Here is a 19,288-nt window from a genome sequence, read left to right on the forward strand (position 1 = left end):
TCCAGCGCCTACCCCCTAGAGGTCTTAAGCCAGTCCTCTCTGTGACAAAGAACGTCACGGCGAGACTTGGCTTAAGCTTGTCGGGGTAAACAGGCGCTTCCGCTTTTGTACTGTCATAGATGCTTTTTCAGTTCGCGTCGTGCCAGCTTATCTGCCTTTCCATTATTTTTTTCAGGAATCCATTTAAAAAACACATATGGAAAGCCGGTTTGTAGTCGGTTGATTTCAGCTAGTAAAGGAATGTATTTACTGTTTTTACTATGGTTTTTTTCAATCGTTTCCACTACTAATTTAGAGTCACTTCGAAACGACAGAATTTCTCCCGAAAACTTTTCCCGGCAGATTTCCAGTGCTTTAATAACGGCATGAAATTCAGCTTCATGATTTGATAAATTACCAAGTGGAAAAGCGTATTCATAATGGTCTGTTCCATTTTTTATATAGACGCCTGCACTGCTAGGACCAGGATCTCCAGCTGCAGCGCCATCTGTATAAATCTCTATCATCTAATCACCATCCACCACTTATTTACTTAGGGAATTTTCTAGCTGCATATAGGAACGGAGTGTCAATCGCTGCCACTAGGAATTTAATAAAATAGGTAGTGAGAAACACTTCCCACCAAATATGAAAAGGAAACACACCATAAAAGGCAATACTGCAAAATATGGCCGTGTCTATGAGCTGACTCGTCATAGTACTGACATTATTCCTCAACCAAAGCCACTTGTGGTCATTGAAACGATTTTTTAGCATGGCATATATCCAAACATCGATATATTGGCTGACAATGTATGCTGCAAGGCTGCCCACTGCAATTTGTGGGACAATTCCGAAGAGAGTGGAAAGAGCTTTTTGTGCCACATCGCCACTTGCTGGAGTGAATGTTAAAGCTATCTGCATCATGATTGACATACCAATAAGTGTCGAGAAACCCATCCAGACCGCTTTTCTTGCTTCATTTTTACCATATCTTTCGTTTAAAATGTCTGTCGCTAAGAATATTGTTCCATAGATGATATTTCCTAAAGTCGCTGTCATACCAAAAAGTTCTATTGTTTTTAACACCTGGATATTTGCGACTACTGTGGCCATACCTATCCAAACAAATAAGCCCGGCTTTCCAAAAATCCGATAGATAATCAGCAGCATGCTGAAATTTACCAGGGCAAAAAGAACCCAGATCCATTCGTTACTCATTCATTTTCCTCCTTAGTTTTGATAACGCGGGAGTTTGCGAACCGCGGTACTTTTTACATCGTTTTATATTATACTTGTCCTGCTTCTCCATAAACAAGAAATAGGAGAAATGACTGTTAGATATGCACTTTAACCTACAGCTGTATCTTTTATAAAAAATAAAAAAGCGGCAATCACAATGATTGCCGCTTGGTTAGACATTTAAATTAGTTTTTTTCTACGTTTGCAGCTTGAGGGCCACGGTCGCCTTCGACGATTTCGAAAGTTACAGATTGACCTTCTTCAAGGGATTTGAAACCTTCTTCATTGATTGCAGAGAAGTGTACGAATACATCGTCGCCACCTTCAACTTGAATGAAACCATAACCTTTTTCTGCGTTAAACCATTTTACTGTACCGTTTTGCATGATAAAAATCCTCCTAAAAACTTGCACGTAACACGTGTTAAAATTACAAATCCGATGAATAAAAGCAATCGAAGGCTAAAATTCAAGTAAAATTGAAATGCCTTTTCACTGAAAATACTCATCTTTTTTGCCTGCATTTAATATAGCTTATTTATGCGTTATTTGTCAAGAAACTGCTGAAATTCTTTATATAATCAATAAATCAAAAGCAGGTCTCACAGAAATACACCAATCAAAGCGATGGTTTTCGTTTTTAATATTTTCTGAAAATTAAAACTTCAGAGCTTTTTCTAATATTAGTCAACGAAAGACACTGCCTTAGGTTAAAATATAACGAGATACATATAAAAGGAGGCATCATGATGAAAACAGATATTGAAATAGCACAGGCTGCTAAAATGAAGCCAATTGAAAAAATCACAAAAATGTTAGCGATTTCAAAGGAAGATTGGGAACCCTATGGACACTACAAGGCTAAGTTATCCAATAAGCTGCTGGATAAATTGAAGGACCGGCCTGATGGAAAAATCATCTTGACGACAGCGATTAGTCCAACTCCTGCAGGAGAAGGAAAGTCCACAGTAACCGTCGGCTTAGGACAGGCGTTGAATAAGTTGGGTGAAAAAGCGATCATCGCATTGCGCGAACCATCCCTCGGCCCGACTATGGGGATGAAAGGCGGGGCTGCAGGAGGCGGTTATTCCCAAGTGGTTCCGATGCAGGATATCAATCTTCATTTTACAGGTGACATCCATGCAATTACTACTGCCAACAATGCCTTGTCTGCTTTCATTGACAACCATATACACCAGGGGAATGAGTTGAATATTGACCCAAGAAGAGTAGAGTGGAAACGAGTAATGGATATCAATGACCGTGCATTAAGACAAATAGTGGTTGGACTTGGCGGGCCGGTAAGAGGGGTGCCGCGGGAAGACGGCTTTAATATTACCGTTGCCTCTGAAATAATGGCAATCTTATGTCTTGCTAAGAGTCTTGATGATCTAAAGGAACGACTTTCCCGTATATTGATAGGATATACATATGATAAACAACCGGTAACTGTCGGCCAACTTGGCTATGAAGGGGCGCTCACACTTCTGTTAAAGGATGCAATCAAGCCGAACCTCGTCCAGACCCTCGAGAATACTCCTGCAATTATCCATGGCGGTCCTTTCGCCAATATTGCACATGGATGTAACAGTGTGATGGCCACTAAAATCGCTGCAAAATTAGGTGATTATGTGGTCACTGAAGCAGGATTTGGTGCGGATCTAGGGGCGGAAAAGTTCCTTGACATCAAGACACGTGCTGGAGAGTTTGAACCGGATGCGGTTGTCATCGTTGCTACTATAAGAGCATTGAAGATGCATGGTGGCAGAGATAAAAAGGATTTAGAAGTGGAAGATCTGGATGCATTAAAAAGTGGGATGGAAAATTTGAAAAAGCATATGGAAACGATTGAAAACTTTGGGCTGCCGTTTGTGATAGCGATAAATAAATTTCCTACGGATACCCAGGAAGAAATCAATTTCGTCAATCACTGGTGTGAATCAAGAAACGCAAAAGTATCCTTAGTAGATGTCTTTTCAAAAGGCGGAGAAGGCGGCCTTGACCTTGCTGATAAAATTGTACAAGCTAGTAAAGCTGAAAGAGGAGAACTTCAACGGGTATATGAGCTTGAAGATAATCTCGAACTGAAAATCACTAAGATAGCGAAAAAAGTTTACGGAGCAAATGGAATCGAATTAACTCCAAAGGCAAAGAAGCAATTGATCCAATACGAGAAATTAGGTTTTGGTTCCCTGCCTGTCTGCATGGCAAAGACGCAGTATTCTCTATCGGACGATCCTACTCTTCTCGGCCGCCCGAAAGACTTTACGATTACCATAAGGGAACTTCGGCCATCAGTAGGAGCGGGATTCATAGTTGTATTGACTGGTGACGTTATGACGATGCCAGGATTGCCGAAAAAGCCGGCGGCCTTAAAAATGGATGTTACGGAAGATGGGAATATAACTGGTTTATTTTAGGAATAGTTCCGTTCACTTTCTCAAATTAAGAAATGAGGCGATCTCCCTTTCCATTGGCATGCGGAGATCGCTTTTTGCTACAATGAAAAAATAAGAGAAAGACAAGTGAGGTGAATCGGAGTGGCTGTCAAAATCGGTGTAACCGGCTGGGGAGATCACGAGCTTCTCTATGAAAAAGGGATTCCTCCTGGGGAAAAGCTCGCTGTCTACGCCTCTCACTTTCCAGCAGTTGAAGTGGATACTGCTTTTTATGCCATCCAGCCGCAAAAAAATTATCAGAAATGGGTAAGTCAAACCCCGGAAAACTTCTCTTTTGTTATCAAAGCTTACCAACAGCTGACAGGGCATGACAGGTCGAAACTTTCCGTCCATGACGCGAAGCAACTCATCAAAGATTACCGGGAATCCATTGAGCCAGTAATCCAGGCTGGAAAACTTGACTCAGTTTTATTTCAGTTTCCGCCTTGGTTTGATGTAAAGAAAGAACATATTCAAAAATTGAAATCACTGAGGGAGTGGCTTCCGGATCTCCCGCTGGCTTTGGAGTTCAGAAACCGTTCCTGGTTTGACGAAAAGTACAAGGAACAAACACTCAAGTTCATGAAAGAGGAAGGCTGGATCCATACCATTTGTGATGAACCACAGGCAGGGGAGAACTCTGTACCTACGGTTCTTGAACCAACGCATCCGAATAAGACGCTTATCCGTTTGCATGGCAGAAACACCCAGGGGTGGAACAGGAATGGAAGAGATGGCCGGGATTGGCGGAAAGTCCGGTTCCTATATCGTTATAATGAACAGGAATTAAAGGAGTGGGCAGATAATCTGCATGAATTAGAAAGAAAGACTCCGGAAATCACCGTATTTTTCAATAACAATTCTGGTGGGGATGCCGCTCATAATGCTAAACAGCTCATCGAAATGCTTGGAATTGAGTATACAGAGCTGAACCCTCGGCAAATGGATCTATTTAATTTTTAAAAAGGAATGAGCACCATGGAAGAAAGCCGCATAATAGAGGGAATTGAAGGAATAGTCAAAGAAATTTTCGAGCGCGATGCGACGGGTCATGATTACTACCATATGAAAAGAGTGGCTTTCCAGGCAAAAGAAATAGCAATCGCAGAAGGCGCAGACCCTTTTCTGTCTGAAGCAGCTGGCTGGCTGCACGATATTGGAGACAGAAAGCTATTCACCGACTCAGGTTCTGCCTGGGAAATGGTAACAGCCAAGCTTACAGAACTTGGTTTATCAAAATCTTTTATTCAAGAAATCAGGAAGATTGTTGCCGACGTATCTTTTTCTAAGGGTAAGTTGCCCGACTCGCTGGAAGGCAGGATAGTACAGGATGCAGACCGCCTCGATGCGATAGGTGCCATTGGAATCGCAAGAACTTTTGCTTTTGGGGGAGCAAAGAATCAACTGATACACACAAATACTAAGGAAAATACTTCGATTAAGCATTTTTATGATAAGCTGTTAAAGTTAAAAGGGATGATGAATACGGAAGAAGCAAAGCGGAAAGCTATCCACCGTCACCTTTTTCTGAAACAGTATCTCGCTGAGTTTTTAGCCGAATGGGAGGTGGGCGAACAGCATGATTGATCCGAATGAACCCAAAGTCCTTGGTGATCTAGATGGAAATACAAGGTGTAAGCATTATAACAAGCTAGAAGACATCATCGCGATCAAGTTCTATTGCTGTGGAGAATACTACTCCTGTCATCGCTGCCACGATGAAATCGCAGATCATCCTATTAAAACATGGCCGCAAGAATGCTGGAGAGAAAAAGGGGTTTTGTGTGGGGTATGTGGTTGTGAAATGGAAATTTCGGTATATATGAAGAGCAAAAAATGCCCGAAATGTAATAATCTTTTCAATGAAAGGTGCAGAAATCATTATCATCTTTATTTTGATAAAGAAACGAAACAGTAATTTTACATAATCTCAAGCGTTATTAAGAGATACCCTTGCAACAAAGAATTACAAGGAGTGAGAATAAATGGCAAATGGAGAGAAACAATATCTTCAAATGTGCCGAGATATTTTGAATCATGGCACGGAAAAGGGAGACAGGACTGGGACTGGCACTTTTTCCACCTTTGGTAAACAATTACGTTTTGACCTTCAGGAAGGGTTTCCGTTACTGACGACAAAACGGGTGCCATTTCGCCTGATCGCCAGCGAATTGCTATGGTTCATTAAAGGTGATACAAATATCAGGTACTTGCTTGAACATAACAATAACATCTGGAACGAATGGGCATTCAAAAAATGGGTGGAAAGTGACGAGTATGAAGGGCCTGACATGACCGATTTTGGAAATCGCAGCTTGACAGATGAAAGTTTTAATCAAAGCTATCAACAGCAGATGGCCCGCTTCAAAGAGCTCATTCTGACGGATGATGCTTTTGCCGGGACTTATGGTAATTTGGGTTCGGTATATGGGAAACAGTGGCGTGCCTGGAGAACATCACAAGGCGAGACAATTGATCAGCTCAAAGAGGTTGTGGAAAATATAAAGAATAATCCTGATTCAAGGCGTCATATCGTGACCGCGTGGAATCCTGAAGATGTCCCTTCCAATATGGCATTACCTCCCTGTCATACAATGTTCCAGTTTTATGTTGCGGATGGAAAACTCTCCTGCCAGCTGTATCAGCGAAGTGGTGATGTTTTCCTAGGTGTGCCATTCAATATTGCTAGTTATGCTCTTCTGACATATCTGGTGGCTCATAGCTGCAGCCTGGAGCCGGGTGAATTCATCCATACGTTAGGGGATGCTCATATTTATAAAAATCATGTGGACCAAGTGAATACACAGCTGAACAGGGAACAAAGAAATTTTCCGGAACTTTGGCTCAACTCTGAGAAAAACTCCCTGTTTGAATTTGATATGGAAGATATGAAACTCGAGGGCTATGATCCCCACCCTTCCATTAAAGCACCTGTAGCCGTTTAGAAAGGAGTGTCAGCATGATTTCATTGATGTTTGCTATGGATCGCAACAGGGTCATCGGAAAAGATAATGATCTGCCCTGGCATTTGCCCAATGATTTGAAATATTTCAAGGAAAAAACGATGGGAAATACGATAATCATGGGGAGAAAGACGTTTGAGTCTTTTAACCGCCCCCTACCCAAAAGGGAGAATGTCATCCTGACGAAAAACGAAAGTTATCAGCAGCAAGGATGCACGATTATCCATGATATCGAAACAATCCTTAAATGGAATGAACGGGAACCGGAGAAAGAGTGGTTTGTCATCGGCGGGAGTGTATTATTCGAGCAAATTCTGAAGGATGCAGACAGGATGTATGTGACATACATTGACGATTCTTTTGAAGGAGACACCTTTTTCCCAGCAATTTCTGAGCATGAATGGAAGCTGGTGGAAGAAGAAAAAGGTGTGAAAGATAAGAATAACCCATATGATTACTATTTCCGAACGTATGAACGAGTGAGGAATTAATGGAGAAAAATTGTGGCGTTCTGCTCGCAGGCGGGGAGTCGAGGCGTATGGGAACTAACAAAGCCTATCTGATACTGGATGGTCGTTATGTAATCAATTGGGTTGACGAAACCCTTGATAACATTGCCGATCAGGTTGCTGTTGTTTCGAATCCTCCTTATGATTATTCATTTTTGGGTAGGAAAGTAATTTCCGATATCTACAAATCACAAGGCCCTCTTGCCGGGCTGCATGCGGTAATAAACCTAATAGAAGCGGATAATTACATTGTATCCGCTTGTGATACACCTTTTATATCAGCGCAAGTTTATAAAGACATTCTCAGACAGAAAAATGGTTATGATGCTGCTGTTCCTGTTTTTGATGGGAGATTTCATCCTTTGTCCGGGATTTACAGCAGGAAAGTTTTTCCGCACTTGGAAAACTTACTTCATGAAGGAAACAATAGCATGAAGGCGCTGCTGGATACTATCAACACTATTTACATTTACGAATATCCGGGCAGTTCACATGAAGAACAGCGCAGACATTTTTTTAACATGAATGAACAAAAGGATTATGAGCTGGCTAAGAAAATGCTTAAGGATAGAAGTAAATAAAGACAAGTTGTACGTGACATGATAAAATGAGCATGTTGAAAAGCAAATTCGTCTTTTTTTTGACAAAACGGATTTCCGCCTGTCTTTTCTTACCCTCAGTGGTTATAATTAAGATATGGGTCAAGGGTGGAACATACCGGACCTTTTTGATTAGAAGGATGGTGAAAGAATGCTATCAAGTATTGGCGTACCAGGGTTGATTTTAATTCTGATAGTTGCTTTAGTTGTTTTCGGACCTTCGAAATTGCCAGAGATCGGAAAGGCAGCTGGTCAAACACTGCGTGAGTTTAAAAAATCTACCAAAGAAATGACCGGAGATGTGACCGAAGAGGTAAAAGAAGTGAAGAATACAGTTACCAATAATAAATAATTTGTTATTTACTACTTATGAATGAGGTGATAGACAATGTTGAGCAACATTGGCGTCCCCGGACTTATATTGATTTTAGTGATTGCGCTTGTCATTTTTGGGCCCTCAAAACTACCGGAAATTGGTAAAGCTGTGGGTTCCTCTTTAAAAGAATTTAAAAAAGCGACAAATGACATGATGTCTGATGACGATAAAGATAAAAAAAATGATGAAAATGATCGAAATGCTAAATAAGTAAAATAGAAAGGTGTAAGGGATAACCTTACATCTTTCTTCATGCTATAGGTTTGGTCTGTGTGCAGGAGGTGATGAGTATGTCGGAGAGACAGGATATGGAAATGAATTTGACGGACCATTTGAGCGAGCTTAGGAAAAGGATAATTTGGACGCTAATCGCGTTTGTAGGCTTTTTCATTCTCGGATTTGTTTACGTAAAAGATATTTATGCGTTTTTCGTTACAGACCTGCCATTTGATCTTCATGTAACCAGTCCTGGCGAAATCATCTGGATTTATTTTACCATGGCGGGCATCATTGCAATAGTCGGCTCTTTACCAGTGCTATGCCTGCAGATTTGGTTGTTCATCAAACCTGCTTTGACTCCGAAAGAAACAAAAGTTTCCCTTTCATACATACCAGCTATTTTTCTTCTGTTCATTGGGGGTCTTGCCTTCGGATATTTCATTTTCGTTAAGATGATCCTGCCATTTCTGTTATCTTTGAATGATGGCATGTTTACTGAGATTTTCACGGTGGAACGATATTTCAATTTTCTATTCCAGGTGACCATACCATTTGCTGTTTTATTTGAATTACCAGTTATTACGATGTTTTTAACCAGCCTTGGTGTTGTTAACCCGGTATTTCTTGTGAAGGTCAGGAAATATGCCTATTTTATATTGGTGATCATTGGAACGATGATCTCTCCGCCTGATTTTGTCCTGCAATTGGTAGTTGCCATACCATTGATTATTTTGTATGAAATCAGCATTATACTATCCAGGATTGTTTATCGAAAGAAATTACAACGGCAAAGAGAATTTATGGAAACAGAAGAAGATGCTTAGAGGCTGGAACAATTCAAAGCAGACGAATGACCAACAATAAAATAAAGAGGATTCAGTAGGGAATTTAGTGCGTAGTCAATATCCGCAGACTCCTGTGGGAACAGCACGGGCCGAAGAACCCGGAAAGTACAGTTTTTGCTTTCTGAGGTAGCAGAGTCCGTGCCCAAGGTAAGCGAAGGATATTGACGAAGCGGTGATTACAATAATTACTGAACAAAAATACCCGGACAAATTGTTCAATTCATTGTTCGGGTTTTCCTTTAGATAAAATCTTTTGTCCCGCACCTTTTATATAAAAAAGCTTATCCCAAACATTAAGGATAAGCTAAAAACATAGGAGTATCACTTTGCGCATTTAAAATATACCAACTCTCCAACAGTTACGCTGTGAGATATATCACTCCTGGCATTGATTTTATATGGGTAGCGTGATAAATATAATAGCATACATTAAACGAGGAGGAACATTACATGCGCTCTTTCTATCATTATATGATGCGCTTTCGAGGGAATAAGCAACTGAATGATGAAAAAAAGCTTGCTGACTGGATGTTTGAAGACCATAGCTTTCCTAAGCAGGCTACAACGTATGACGAAGTAAGCAGGTATCTGGAATGGAATGCCCCATTTCCTGATGCTTTAAAAGCTTTCGACAGACTTTGGGATGATTATATTATAGATGAGGAATAGAGTTTATTTTAATTATGATCGCACAGAGACTAATCTGTGCGTTTTTTTGTAAGGGTGCCTAATGAAACAGAGCGCATGTTCGTATATAATGGTATATAGACAGCTCTATATATAGAAAAGAGGGATAGCATGAAACTGATACATACGGCAGATTGGCATTTGGGGAAAATTGTAAATAACTTACATATGACAGAAGATCAGCGTTTTATCCTGAATCAATTCCTGAATGTTGTAGAAGAGGAAAAGCCGGATGCAATAATCATAGCAGGGGATTTATATGACCGCTCTATCCCCCCGCGGGAAGCAGTTGAGCTTCTGAATTCTACATTGACAAAGCTCACGCTTGAGCTTAAAATACCGGTTTTGGCGATATCTGGAAATCACGATAGCCCTGATAGGCTCGAATTCGGTTCCAGTCTATTCCGAGCCAATCATTTGTATATTAATACCAGGTTAAGGTCTGGGTACAGTCCGGTCACTCTAGAAGATGATTACGGCCCCGTGCACTTTCATCTTATCCCTTATATAGAACCCGCAGAAGTAAGGGAGTTCATGGATGATGATACTATTCAAACACATCATCAGGCCATGGAAGCCATTGTGAAATACATAGAATCTAATTATGATATGAACGACCGTCATGTGTGGGTGGGCCACAGTTTCTTAGCAGGTGGAATGGAAACGGAATCAGAGGAAAGGCTTACTATGGTTGGTGGGAGTCCCTATGTGGATGCTTCGCTGTTTAAGAATTTTTCTTATGTGGCTTTAGGACACCTTCATCAGCCCCAGCGAGTTAAACATGACCACATACGTTACAGTGGTTCACTTTTGAAGTATTCGTTTTCAGAGGCTGACCAGAAAAAAGGGGTAACGGTTGTTGAATTGGATGAACAAGGACAGTACCAGCGTCAGATTCCCCTTACACCAAGACGCGATCTGGAAATTGTAGAAGGTTATTTCGATGAATTGCTTGAAAAAAATCTCGCCGGAAATCACGAAAATTACCTTCATATTCGCTTGTTGGATGATGGACAATTAGTAGATCCGATGGGAAAGCTCCGCAAAAAATACCCTAATATTCTCCGGTTGGAGAGAAAAGTAAATGTTTCCCAAAATCAATTAAAGGACTTGAAGAAAATTAAAGAAAGGCAAGAAATGTCTCATACAGAATTATTTGCTTCCTTTTATGAAGAAATGAAAGGGGAAGCAATACCTGAAAAACGGAAATTGCAGATGCAAGAATTGATTTCCAATCTTATGCAAGAAGAGCGGGTGAAATAGTATGAAAGCAGTGAAACTGAAAGTGGCTGCGTTCGGCCCATATCGTAATGAACAGATAGTGGACTTTAATCAATTGAAAGACGAGTCTATATTCCTTGTTACAGGTCCGACAGGTGCAGGAAAGACAACTATTTTCGATGCGATGTGTTTTGCTTTATACGGGAAAGCAAGCGGAAGCGATCGGGATCAGGATACGTTAAGGAGTCACTTTGCCCCTATACAAATACAGACAATGGTGGAGTTCGTTTTTCAGCTTCGAGGGAAAACCTACCGTGTCATCCGATCCCCGAGGCAGCAAAAGAAAAAGGACCGGGGAGAAGGTTTTACAGAAGAACCTTCACGGGCAGAGTTATATATTCTTGAAGAAACTGGGGAGAAACTGGTTGCTTCCCGAATCAAAGATGTAAATGAATCGCTGGAAGAAATGATCAGCCTGGATTATGAACAGTTTCGTAAAATGATAATGATCCCTCAAGGAGAGTTCCGCAAACTCATATCAGAGAACAGTAAGGAGCGGGAGGAAATTCTCCAGCGTATTTTCCATACTCATTTTTATGAGCAGTTGACGGAATCTTTGAAACGCCAGGCAAAAGAATTAAAAGGGAATATTGAAAATCACGAATGGAAAATTTCCCAGGCAGCAGGGCGAATAGACTGGCAGCAGGAAGAAGTGAACATAGAAGAATGTGATAACAAAGAACTGATGGAGAAAATCTCAAATATAATGGAGCGATATTTGAAAGACCTTACGAAGCTGGAAGCTGAATATAAACAGCAGGCGAAAACGGTGGAATCAGCTCAGGAAGCATTTTATCAGGATAGACAGCTCAAGGAAAAATTCAACCTTTTAAGAGAATACCAGAAAGAAAAACAGAATCTTCTTGAAAGAAGAGAAAGTATACAACATATCGAAAAACAATGGACAAATGCCCAGAAAGCATTGGAAATAGCCCCATATGAAGAACTTTGGAGAAAGCGCCAGGAAGAATACGAGAAGCTGAATAAAAACCTCGAAGAAAAGAAAAGAGATTTGAAGAATAAACGGGAACACTTTGAACTTGTCAGCTCCAACTATAAGCAAGAAGCGGACAAGGAAGAAGAAAGAGAACAACAAAAAGAAAAAATCAGGGTGAAGAAAGGGGAGTTAGAGAAGTTAGAACGAATTGGCAGTTTATATAAGCAATCAGTGCAAAAGACTGACGAACTGTCCAGACAGGATAAATTACTCGAACAGATGGAAAAAAATAAAGCTGCCCTGACAGAAGAAAAAAACCAAAAAGAATCCATTGCTAAGCAGGCGAACGAGGCCAACAAATCTCTTTATGAAATAAAAGAGTTGCTCCAAGAGGAACAGAGAAAGCGGGCGGGGTTAGAGAAGGTTGAAAAACTCCATGATAAGCTTGTTCGCTTAAGAAGAGATTACCAAGTTTTTAAGAACAGGTATGAACGGAATAAATCAGAACTTGAAGAAGCAAAGCATCAGCTGGAGAAGGAGCAGGCCGGTTTAAATGAACATCATGCTTATTTATTAAGTCATTCGCTCCACAAGAACGAGCCCTGTCCTGTGTGTGGCTCAACCGATCACCCATTTCCAGCTAATAGACCAGAAGGAATTGCTACTTTGGAGAAAGTGGAGGAGCTGCAAAGCAAAGTTAAATGGAAGGAAGAGGCTGTCAAACAGGAAGAAAACGATTATATCCAAATAAAATCGGACGGTAGCTCCCATAAACAGCTGACAGAATCGGCCTTTGAGGAGGTAGCAGACCTTCTACCAGAGTTGACGGAAGAAGCAATAAAAAAAGCACTGGCGAAACAGCGCGAAAAAGTGAAGGCAATAAAAGAAGAGCAAGCAAGTATTGAAAGAAAACTGACATACATTTTCAAGGCGGCAGAGGAAGCTGAGAAACTAGAAAAAGATATGGAAGAGACAGAAAAGGAAATAAATCGGCAAACAGAGAAGCAGCACCTATTACAAAAGGAAACTATTAAGCTAGAAGCGCTGATGGAACAATTGAAAGAGGGTCTGAGCCACGAACTTGAATCGAAAGAGCAACTTTCTAAAGAGGTTGTTGAGTTGGAAAAAGACTATATTAATCAAGTAAAACAATGGGAAGAGACACAGGCACAGCATGAGAAGTTGAAAGAACAGGTCCAGCGGATGGATGCAGAAGTTTCAGAATCTACTTCACATCTGACAGACATTAATAATGCTGTGGAGGAAACCAAAGGTACATTTATACAATTGTTAAAAGAGTACGGATTCATGACGCCAGATGATTATCAGCAAAGCAAGATGCCTAAGGAAAATGTTTCAGAGATGAAAGAGAAAATTGATAATTATAAGCAACGGCTGGGAGCAGTAACCGACCAGGCGGCTGAATTGGAAACTCTAGTTCAAGATCGGGAAGAGCCTGACCTTGAGGATTCAAAAAGAAATTGGGCAGAGGCTGAACAAGTGAAAGAGAATATGAGCAAACATATAAATGCCGTGCAAATGGAGCTTCAATCTCTTAAAAATGTCCATTCGGAAGTCCATATGCTCTGGGAGGAAATAAAAGACCTTCAGGAGGAATACTATGACATAGGAGAGCTTGCAGATCTTGCAAAGGGTGAAAATCATTTAAGGTTATCGTTTGAAAGGTATGTATTGAGTTCTTTTCTCGATGAAATTCTTATGCAGGCAAACATCCGACTTGATCAAATGACGGATCATCGCTACCAACTGATCAGGAGTGACCAGGTAGCAAAGCGCGGAGCACAAAGTGGCTTGGATCTGGAAGTGATGGACCATCATACAGGCTTACAGCGATCTGTAAAAACACTGTCTGGAGGAGAGGGTTTCAAGGCCGCGTTATGTCTGGCTCTGGGAATGGCGGATGTCGTGCAGGCTCATGCAGGAGGTGTCCAATTGGATACGTTGTTTATTGATGAAGGTTTCGGAACTTTAGATGAATTGTCACTTGAGCAGGCGATTGGGTGTCTTAAAGAACTCCAGGATGGAAACCGGCTGCTCGGTATTATTTCCCATGTGCCGCAATTAAAAGAGGAAATAAGGGCAAAACTTCAAATTACTCCGAGCCCTGAAGGGTCATCTGTGAAATTCGTATTCCATTAATTACTTTTTATTCAGGTCCCTTTCTCATGATATATTATTAGATGCAATGATAGATTCAGAGAGGACGTTTCCAATGAAAGTGATTAATGGTGCAACAGATAAACAAATTGAGGAATTAACCAGTCTATGGACGTATTTTCAAGAAAACATTCTGCCTGCTTATTTTTCCCAAGCTTATATGGAGAAGTTGGATCAAGCCGATATTTTTTTGTTACCAGAGCTTGAAGCTAAGGATCAGGGGGATATCATTTCAATGACAATCGCCCTCCAGACACTCATTCACCTGTTACTCCCCGGACAGAATGTGTCGCTGCAGTCAGAAAAATTATTCCATGAAAACAAGCAGATATTAGAATCCCACGGTTTATCATTTCCCTTTGATACAGCAGTTTTTGATTTTCCTAACGAAAATTCTTATGGTCATCACTAAACACTTGTATCCTATAAAGGTTTTGGCTAGGATAATAATAGATGTGAATGGAGGAATCATCTCATGCCATCCCCATTTACGATGGAATGGAATTTGATTACCCACGGGAAAGAAAAACGCATTGATCAGGCTGATAACATCTTTGAAATGGATTTTGAAGGATACCGTATATTTCCCATGGGAGAAAATATAGAAATAAAGCGAAATGACAAGGCTGATTTAATTGGAATAGGGAAAATTGTCGAAATCATCTTCCGTGATGGACGGACCATTTGCAAATATCAACTTATTTCGCTATATAGTGTCAATTAATTCTGACAGACTAGGCAAAATGGGTCATATCCTGCGGTTGCCCGGGAAATATTGATAGTTTTTGAAAGCATTATTTCAATGAGATCCTGAATGAAAAACCACAAAGAATTACTATTCTTTGTAGTTTTTTCGCATGTGAAAGTAGAAGAATTTTTGCATTGTTGATTGCTGGCTTTGGCAGAGAGTCTTGGCAGACGAGGAGCCTTTTCTACTTCCCTGTGGAGAGGGATCGTTTCCTTGTCATACTTTCCCGGTATCAACAATTAGAAAAACTTGGCTTATCGCCAAATTCTTATGGCGAAAGCCTTAGTTTTACTTATACTTTAATCATTTAACAAAGTTAAACTTTTTTAAAAGTGTAAAAAACAATGGGCTGCCCATATGTCTATTTAAGACTAATGGGACAGCCCCTTCCATTTCCAGGATAGAAAGGATGTATTGGAATGGAAATTCTACATAATGATTGGGCACCTTTACTAAATGATCAATTTCAGCTGCCGTATTACCAGCGGTTAAGAGAATTTTTAAAAAGAGAATATAACAATCAGACCGTTTTTCCTGACATGCATAATATTTATGAAGCTTTTCATTCAACACCTTTTGCAGAAACAAAAGTAGTCATCCTTGGGCAAGATCCTTATCATGGACCTGAGCAGGCTCATGGCTTCAGCTTTTCGGTCCAACCTGGCATTGATATTCCTCCTTCTTTAAAAAATATTTTTAAAGAGCTGGAGGCTGATCAGGGAATCACTGCACCGAATCATGGGTTTTTAAAATCATGGGCAGAACAAGGTGTTTTGCTCTTAAACAATGTGCTTACTGTCAGGGCCCACCAGGCACATTCCCACCAGGGAAAAGGGTGGGAACAGTTTACGGACAAAGTAATAGAAGTACTTAATGAACGAGAAAAGCCAGTAGTTTTCATACTTTGGGGACGTCATGCACAGAAGAAAGCTTCTTTTGTAGATGAGAGAAAACATTTTGTTATCAAATCGCCTCACCCCAGCCCATTATCAGCACACAGAGGTTTTTTCGGGAGCCGACCGTTTACGAAGGCCAACCGCTTCCTTGTTGAAAGCGGAGAACACCCGATTGATTGGCGCTTGCCAGAGAATCCTGATTGAACGCCCATGCCATTCGATATCAGTTGCATATAGTATTCTATAATGACTAGTACGGAGGGGTGTTTATGTTTCCACCTGGTAGAACTCCGATGGGCGGTGGTCCTGGATTTTTCGGGCGGACTCCTTTTCAAATCGGGCAGGGAATGAATCCATATGGCGCTGTACCTAAACAAGGCTTTTTAACTAAACTTTTCTCCGGTGCAGCGGGAAGAGGTGCCCAGGGGGGACTTGGTGCAGGAGTGACCCGAGGAGGAACCGATTTTGCTTCTATGCTCGGCAATATGCAGCAGGTTATGAAAGTAGCGCAAACAGCAACACCAATGATTCAGCAGTATGGGCCGATGGTCAAAAATTTGCCGATGTTGTTTAATCTCTGGAAAATTATGCGTGAACCTGATGAGGAAGACCAAGAAGAAGATAGTACGCCTAACAATGGTGTTGAAAAAGATAAAGGTGAACCAGTATCTATCCAGCCTGCTGACAATCGTCCAAAAGTGTATAAAAACAATAGCCAATCAGAAGGTGCAGAAAAAGTATCCGCATCATCCAGACGAAACAATCAAGGTACATCACAGCCCAAGTTATATATTTGAGCTGTGCATGTGACTTGATTTTTTTTCATAAAGGAGGAAGAATAAGAACAATAACCCAACAACTTTCTACAGGGAGGCCTTAGCTATGGCACTGAATGAACTAAAAAAGGCGACATTTGCCGGCGGATGTTTCTGGTGTATGGTGGAACCTTTTGATGAACTTCCAGGGATTGAAGCCATCTTTTCTGGATATACTGGCGGCGATCTGGAAAATCCTACGTATGAAGATATTTTCACTAAAGATACAGGTCATGTAGAAGCCGTTGAAATTACGTACAATCCATCGGTCTTTCCTTATAAGCGCTTAGTCGAAATATTTTGGCAGCAGATAGATCCTACAGATGCCGGGGGCCAATTCAACGACCGTGGCGAGCATTATACGACGGCTATTTTTTATCATGATGAAGAACAGAAAATGACAGCTGAAAAAAGCAAGCATGAATTGGAATTAAGTGGAAAATTCAAAAAACCTATTGTTACAAAAATATTGCCGGCAAAACCCTTTTATCCTGCTGAAGAAAAACATCAGGATTATTATAAAAAACAGTCCTTTCATTATAAACTGTATAAAAAAGGGTCTGGGCGAGCAGATTTCATTAAAGAAAATTGGGGAATTAAAAAAAATAAAGAAAAATTACGCGAGACATTGACAGATATGCAATATAAAGTAACCCAGGAAAATGGAACAGAACCTCCATTTAGAAATGACTTCCATGATCATGAAGAAGAAGGGATCTATGTTGACATCGTTTCCGGGGAGCCTCTATTCAGTTCTAAGGATAAATATGATGCTGGCTGTGGCTGGCCAAGCTTTACCAGACCGATTGAAAAACAACAAATCGCTGAAAATACAGATACAAGCCATGGGATGATCAGGACGGAAGTACGAAGCAAACAGGCTGATTCACATCTTGGTCATGTGTTCGAGGATGGACCTGAAGATAAAGGCGGTATAAGATATTGCATAAATTCTGCAGCCTTAAAGTTTATCCCGAAAGAGGAATTAGACAAAGAAGGCTATGAAGACTATAAGTATTTATTCCGTTAACCCTGCCTTTAACCTGTCAGTAGAAAAGCTGGCAGGATTTTTTTGTTTAACTTGAGTTCTCTTCGGGATATATAGGGAGTAGTGGAGGGAGTGATTACTATTTCTGGAATAATACTTGAATATGCTTGGGTTTTTTTGGTTCTGATTGGGCTGGAAGGAGTCCTTGCAGCAGATAATGCGCTGGTTATGGCGATGATGGTCAAACATCTGCCTGAGGACCAGCATAAAAAAGCACTGCTTTACGGGCTTGGGGGAGCAGTAGTTTTTCGCTTTGCTTCCTTATTTTTAATTTCGTTCCTGGTTGATATCTGGCAGATCCAGGCGCTTGGAGCTGCCTATTTGATTTATATAGCCGTTCGTAACCTATGGAAAAATAAGAAAAAGAAATCAAAGGATTCAGATGGATCAGGGAAGAAACAAAAGAATGAAGGTTCGGGTTTTTGGATGTCGGTTTTAAAAGTGGAGTTAGCGGATATCGCCTTTGCCATCGATTCAATTTTAGCTGCTGTAGCACTTGCTACAACGCTTCCTGATACCGGTTTTACCTCAATAGGAGGAATGGATGGTGCCAAATTTATGGTAATATTTGTTGCTGGTATGACAGGTGTAGTTTTAATCCGTTTTGCAGCATCTTATTTCATCAGGCTGTTGGAACGTAAACCCGGGTTAGAAAATGCTGCCTATGTAATCATTGCTTGGGTGGGTGTCAAATTAGCGGTGCACGTGCTCGCTCATCCTAATCTGAAAATCATCCCGAAACATTTTCCAGAGTCCGTATGGTGGAAAGTGATATTTTGGGTAATACTGGCAGCTATCGCATTAGTTGGCTGGTTCTATTCCTCAGATAGAAATAAAGATGATAAAAAGGAACCCTGAAATATGGGTTCCTTTTTTCAATGTCATAAAAGCTTCTGCTATACTTAAAGCAGTATTCGTTTTGGAGGAATAAGAAAATGGGTCGAAAAAAAGCACTGTCCAATGATGAACTGTTCCAGGCCACAGAAGAATTACTCGTGGAAAATGGAATACACGCATTCCATTTCAAAGATTTAGCTGAGATGCTGAATGTCAGTAGAAGCACCATTTATGAGTATTATACAAATAAACATGAATTAATTCTGTCGTATATGAAAGATCTTATGGTTAAAATCAATGACCGAATAGATGAAATAGAGGATAATCAGCCACCTGAAAAAAAGTTGCATCAATTATTGCATATCTTTTTGGAATTCACCCAGATCCATCATATAAATGAAATTATCGCACAGGTTAGATGCCAGGAGGAATCCTCCATCATCAATTACCGTAAGGAACTGTTTCAACAGCATCAATATGCCTATAAAAAAATGACCGCCTGGATTGAAGAAGCAAAGGATCAAGAAAGGTGGAGGACAGATATACATACTGTCGTAATAGCTGATTTGATCTTCCATTCTATTCTTTTCCGCCAGAAAGGTATAGGTGAGCAGTTGTTAGCTGACCAGCTTTTCAGCCTGATTCATAACGGGATGGGGAAGGACACGAAGTAATCATTTGCAGAATTCAAA

The 19,288-nt window shown here is 40.6% G+C and carries 23 protein-coding genes; 20 read left to right on the forward strand and 3 right to left on the reverse strand.

Going from position 1 to position 19,288, the window contains the following annotated elements; translation table 11 throughout:
- Positions 1-113: 113 nt before the first annotated feature.
- The 3 genes from JOC33_RS07020 to JOC33_RS07030 all read right to left on the reverse strand — a co-directional run bounded on the left by JOC33_RS07020 (position 114) and on the right by JOC33_RS07030 (position 1,607).
- Positions 114-506 carry a ribonuclease HI family protein gene (locus tag JOC33_RS07020; RefSeq protein ID WP_205091792.1) on the reverse strand — a complete coding sequence of 131 codons (393 nt, stop codon included), beginning with the start codon at positions 504-506 and terminating at the stop codon, positions 114-116.
- A 22-nt stretch (positions 507-528) separates the two neighbouring features.
- Entirely contained in the window at positions 529-1,200 is a 672-nt protein-coding gene (locus JOC33_RS07025; protein WP_205091793.1) for a queuosine precursor transporter, read from the reverse strand.
- A 206-nt stretch (positions 1,201-1,406) separates the two neighbouring features.
- Positions 1,407-1,607: a cold-shock protein gene (locus JOC33_RS07030; protein ID WP_028782982.1), complete on the reverse strand. Its 201-nt coding sequence runs from the start codon at positions 1,605-1,607 to the stop codon at positions 1,407-1,409.
- Between the two features lie 362 nt (positions 1,608-1,969).
- Between JOC33_RS07030 and JOC33_RS07035 the strand changes: the two genes are divergently transcribed.
- The 20 genes from JOC33_RS07035 (at position 1,970) to JOC33_RS07130 (ending at position 19,270) form a co-directional block, all read left to right on the forward strand.
- Positions 1,970-3,640, forward strand: coding sequence for a formate--tetrahydrofolate ligase (locus JOC33_RS07035; RefSeq protein WP_205092453.1), 1,671 nt, complete (start codon positions 1,970-1,972; stop codon positions 3,638-3,640).
- Between the two features lie 120 nt (positions 3,641-3,760).
- Complete coding sequence (locus JOC33_RS07040) at positions 3,761-4,621, forward strand: DUF72 domain-containing protein (protein ID WP_205091794.1); 861 nt, start codon at positions 3,761-3,763, stop codon at positions 4,619-4,621.
- Between the two features lie 15 nt (positions 4,622-4,636).
- The gene (locus tag JOC33_RS07045) at positions 4,637-5,245 is read left to right on the forward strand and encodes an HD domain-containing protein (protein WP_205091795.1); all 609 of its coding nucleotides are present in this window, start codon (positions 4,637-4,639) and stop codon (positions 5,243-5,245) included.
- Positions 5,238-5,576 (forward strand): CHY zinc finger protein, encoded by a 339-nt coding sequence (locus JOC33_RS07050; protein WP_205091796.1) that lies wholly within the window; start codon positions 5,238-5,240, stop codon positions 5,574-5,576. Before JOC33_RS07045 ends, JOC33_RS07050 begins: the two co-directional genes overlap by 8 nt.
- A gap of 67 nt (positions 5,577-5,643) precedes the next feature.
- Entirely contained in the window at positions 5,644-6,603 is a 960-nt protein-coding gene (locus JOC33_RS07055; RefSeq protein WP_205091797.1) for a thymidylate synthase, read from the forward strand.
- Between the two features lie 14 nt (positions 6,604-6,617).
- On the forward strand, positions 6,618-7,112 hold the full coding sequence (locus JOC33_RS07060; RefSeq protein ID WP_205091798.1) for a dihydrofolate reductase: 495 nt from the start codon (positions 6,618-6,620) through the stop codon (positions 7,110-7,112).
- Complete coding sequence (gene mobA / locus JOC33_RS07065; protein WP_275576974.1) at positions 7,112-7,711, forward strand: molybdenum cofactor guanylyltransferase; 600 nt, start codon at positions 7,112-7,114, stop codon at positions 7,709-7,711. Before JOC33_RS07060 ends, mobA begins: the two co-directional genes overlap by 1 nt.
- A gap of 169 nt (positions 7,712-7,880) precedes the next feature.
- Positions 7,881-8,081, forward strand: a complete 201-nt coding sequence (locus JOC33_RS07070) for a twin-arginine translocase TatA/TatE family subunit (protein ID WP_205091800.1) — start codon at positions 7,881-7,883, stop codon at positions 8,079-8,081.
- Between the two features lie 36 nt (positions 8,082-8,117).
- Positions 8,118-8,315, forward strand: a complete 198-nt coding sequence (locus JOC33_RS07075) for a twin-arginine translocase TatA/TatE family subunit (protein WP_205091801.1) — start codon at positions 8,118-8,120, stop codon at positions 8,313-8,315.
- An 80-nt stretch (positions 8,316-8,395) separates the two neighbouring features.
- Complete coding sequence (gene tatC, locus JOC33_RS07080) at positions 8,396-9,148, forward strand: twin-arginine translocase subunit TatC (RefSeq protein WP_420825701.1); 753 nt, start codon at positions 8,396-8,398, stop codon at positions 9,146-9,148.
- 471 nt (positions 9,149-9,619) lie between these two features.
- Complete coding sequence (locus JOC33_RS07085; protein ID WP_205091803.1) at positions 9,620-9,838, forward strand: YozE family protein; 219 nt, start codon at positions 9,620-9,622, stop codon at positions 9,836-9,838.
- Positions 9,839-9,967: 129 nt separating this feature from the next.
- Positions 9,968-11,119 carry an exonuclease SbcCD subunit D gene (locus JOC33_RS07090; RefSeq protein ID WP_205091804.1) on the forward strand — a complete coding sequence of 384 codons (1,152 nt, stop codon included), beginning with the start codon at positions 9,968-9,970 and terminating at the stop codon, positions 11,117-11,119.
- A gap of 1 nt (position 11,120) precedes the next feature.
- Positions 11,121-14,234, forward strand: coding sequence for an AAA family ATPase (locus JOC33_RS07095; RefSeq protein WP_205091805.1), 3,114 nt, complete (start codon positions 11,121-11,123; stop codon positions 14,232-14,234).
- A 73-nt stretch (positions 14,235-14,307) separates the two neighbouring features.
- Positions 14,308-14,664 carry a DUF5365 family protein gene (locus JOC33_RS07100; RefSeq protein ID WP_205091806.1) on the forward strand — a complete coding sequence of 119 codons (357 nt, stop codon included), beginning with the start codon at positions 14,308-14,310 and terminating at the stop codon, positions 14,662-14,664.
- A gap of 63 nt (positions 14,665-14,727) precedes the next feature.
- Entirely contained in the window at positions 14,728-14,976 is a 249-nt protein-coding gene (locus tag JOC33_RS07105; RefSeq protein WP_205091807.1) for a DUF2584 family protein, read from the forward strand.
- A gap of 443 nt (positions 14,977-15,419) precedes the next feature.
- Positions 15,420-16,100 carry a uracil-DNA glycosylase gene (locus JOC33_RS07110; RefSeq protein ID WP_205091808.1) on the forward strand — a complete coding sequence of 227 codons (681 nt, stop codon included), beginning with the start codon at positions 15,420-15,422 and terminating at the stop codon, positions 16,098-16,100.
- Positions 16,101-16,165: 65 nt separating this feature from the next.
- Positions 16,166-16,693, forward strand: a complete 528-nt coding sequence (gene vrrA / locus JOC33_RS07115; protein ID WP_205091809.1) for a VrrA/YqfQ family protein — start codon at positions 16,166-16,168, stop codon at positions 16,691-16,693.
- 85 nt (positions 16,694-16,778) lie between these two features.
- Positions 16,779-17,741 carry a peptide-methionine (R)-S-oxide reductase MsrB gene (gene msrB / locus JOC33_RS07120; protein ID WP_205091810.1) on the forward strand — a complete coding sequence of 321 codons (963 nt, stop codon included), beginning with the start codon at positions 16,779-16,781 and terminating at the stop codon, positions 17,739-17,741.
- Between the two features lie 90 nt (positions 17,742-17,831).
- Positions 17,832-18,617 carry a TerC family protein gene (locus tag JOC33_RS07125; protein WP_420825702.1) on the forward strand — a complete coding sequence of 262 codons (786 nt, stop codon included), beginning with the start codon at positions 17,832-17,834 and terminating at the stop codon, positions 18,615-18,617.
- 77 nt (positions 18,618-18,694) lie between these two features.
- The gene (locus JOC33_RS07130) at positions 18,695-19,270 is read left to right on the forward strand and encodes a TetR/AcrR family transcriptional regulator (protein ID WP_205091811.1); all 576 of its coding nucleotides are present in this window, start codon (positions 18,695-18,697) and stop codon (positions 19,268-19,270) included.
- The last annotated feature ends 18 nt before the right edge of the window (positions 19,271-19,288 follow it).

Source organism: Thalassobacillus pellis, assembly GCF_016908295.1.
GTDB classification, from domain to species: domain Bacteria; phylum Bacillota; class Bacilli; order Bacillales; family Halobacillaceae; genus Thalassobacillus; species Thalassobacillus pellis.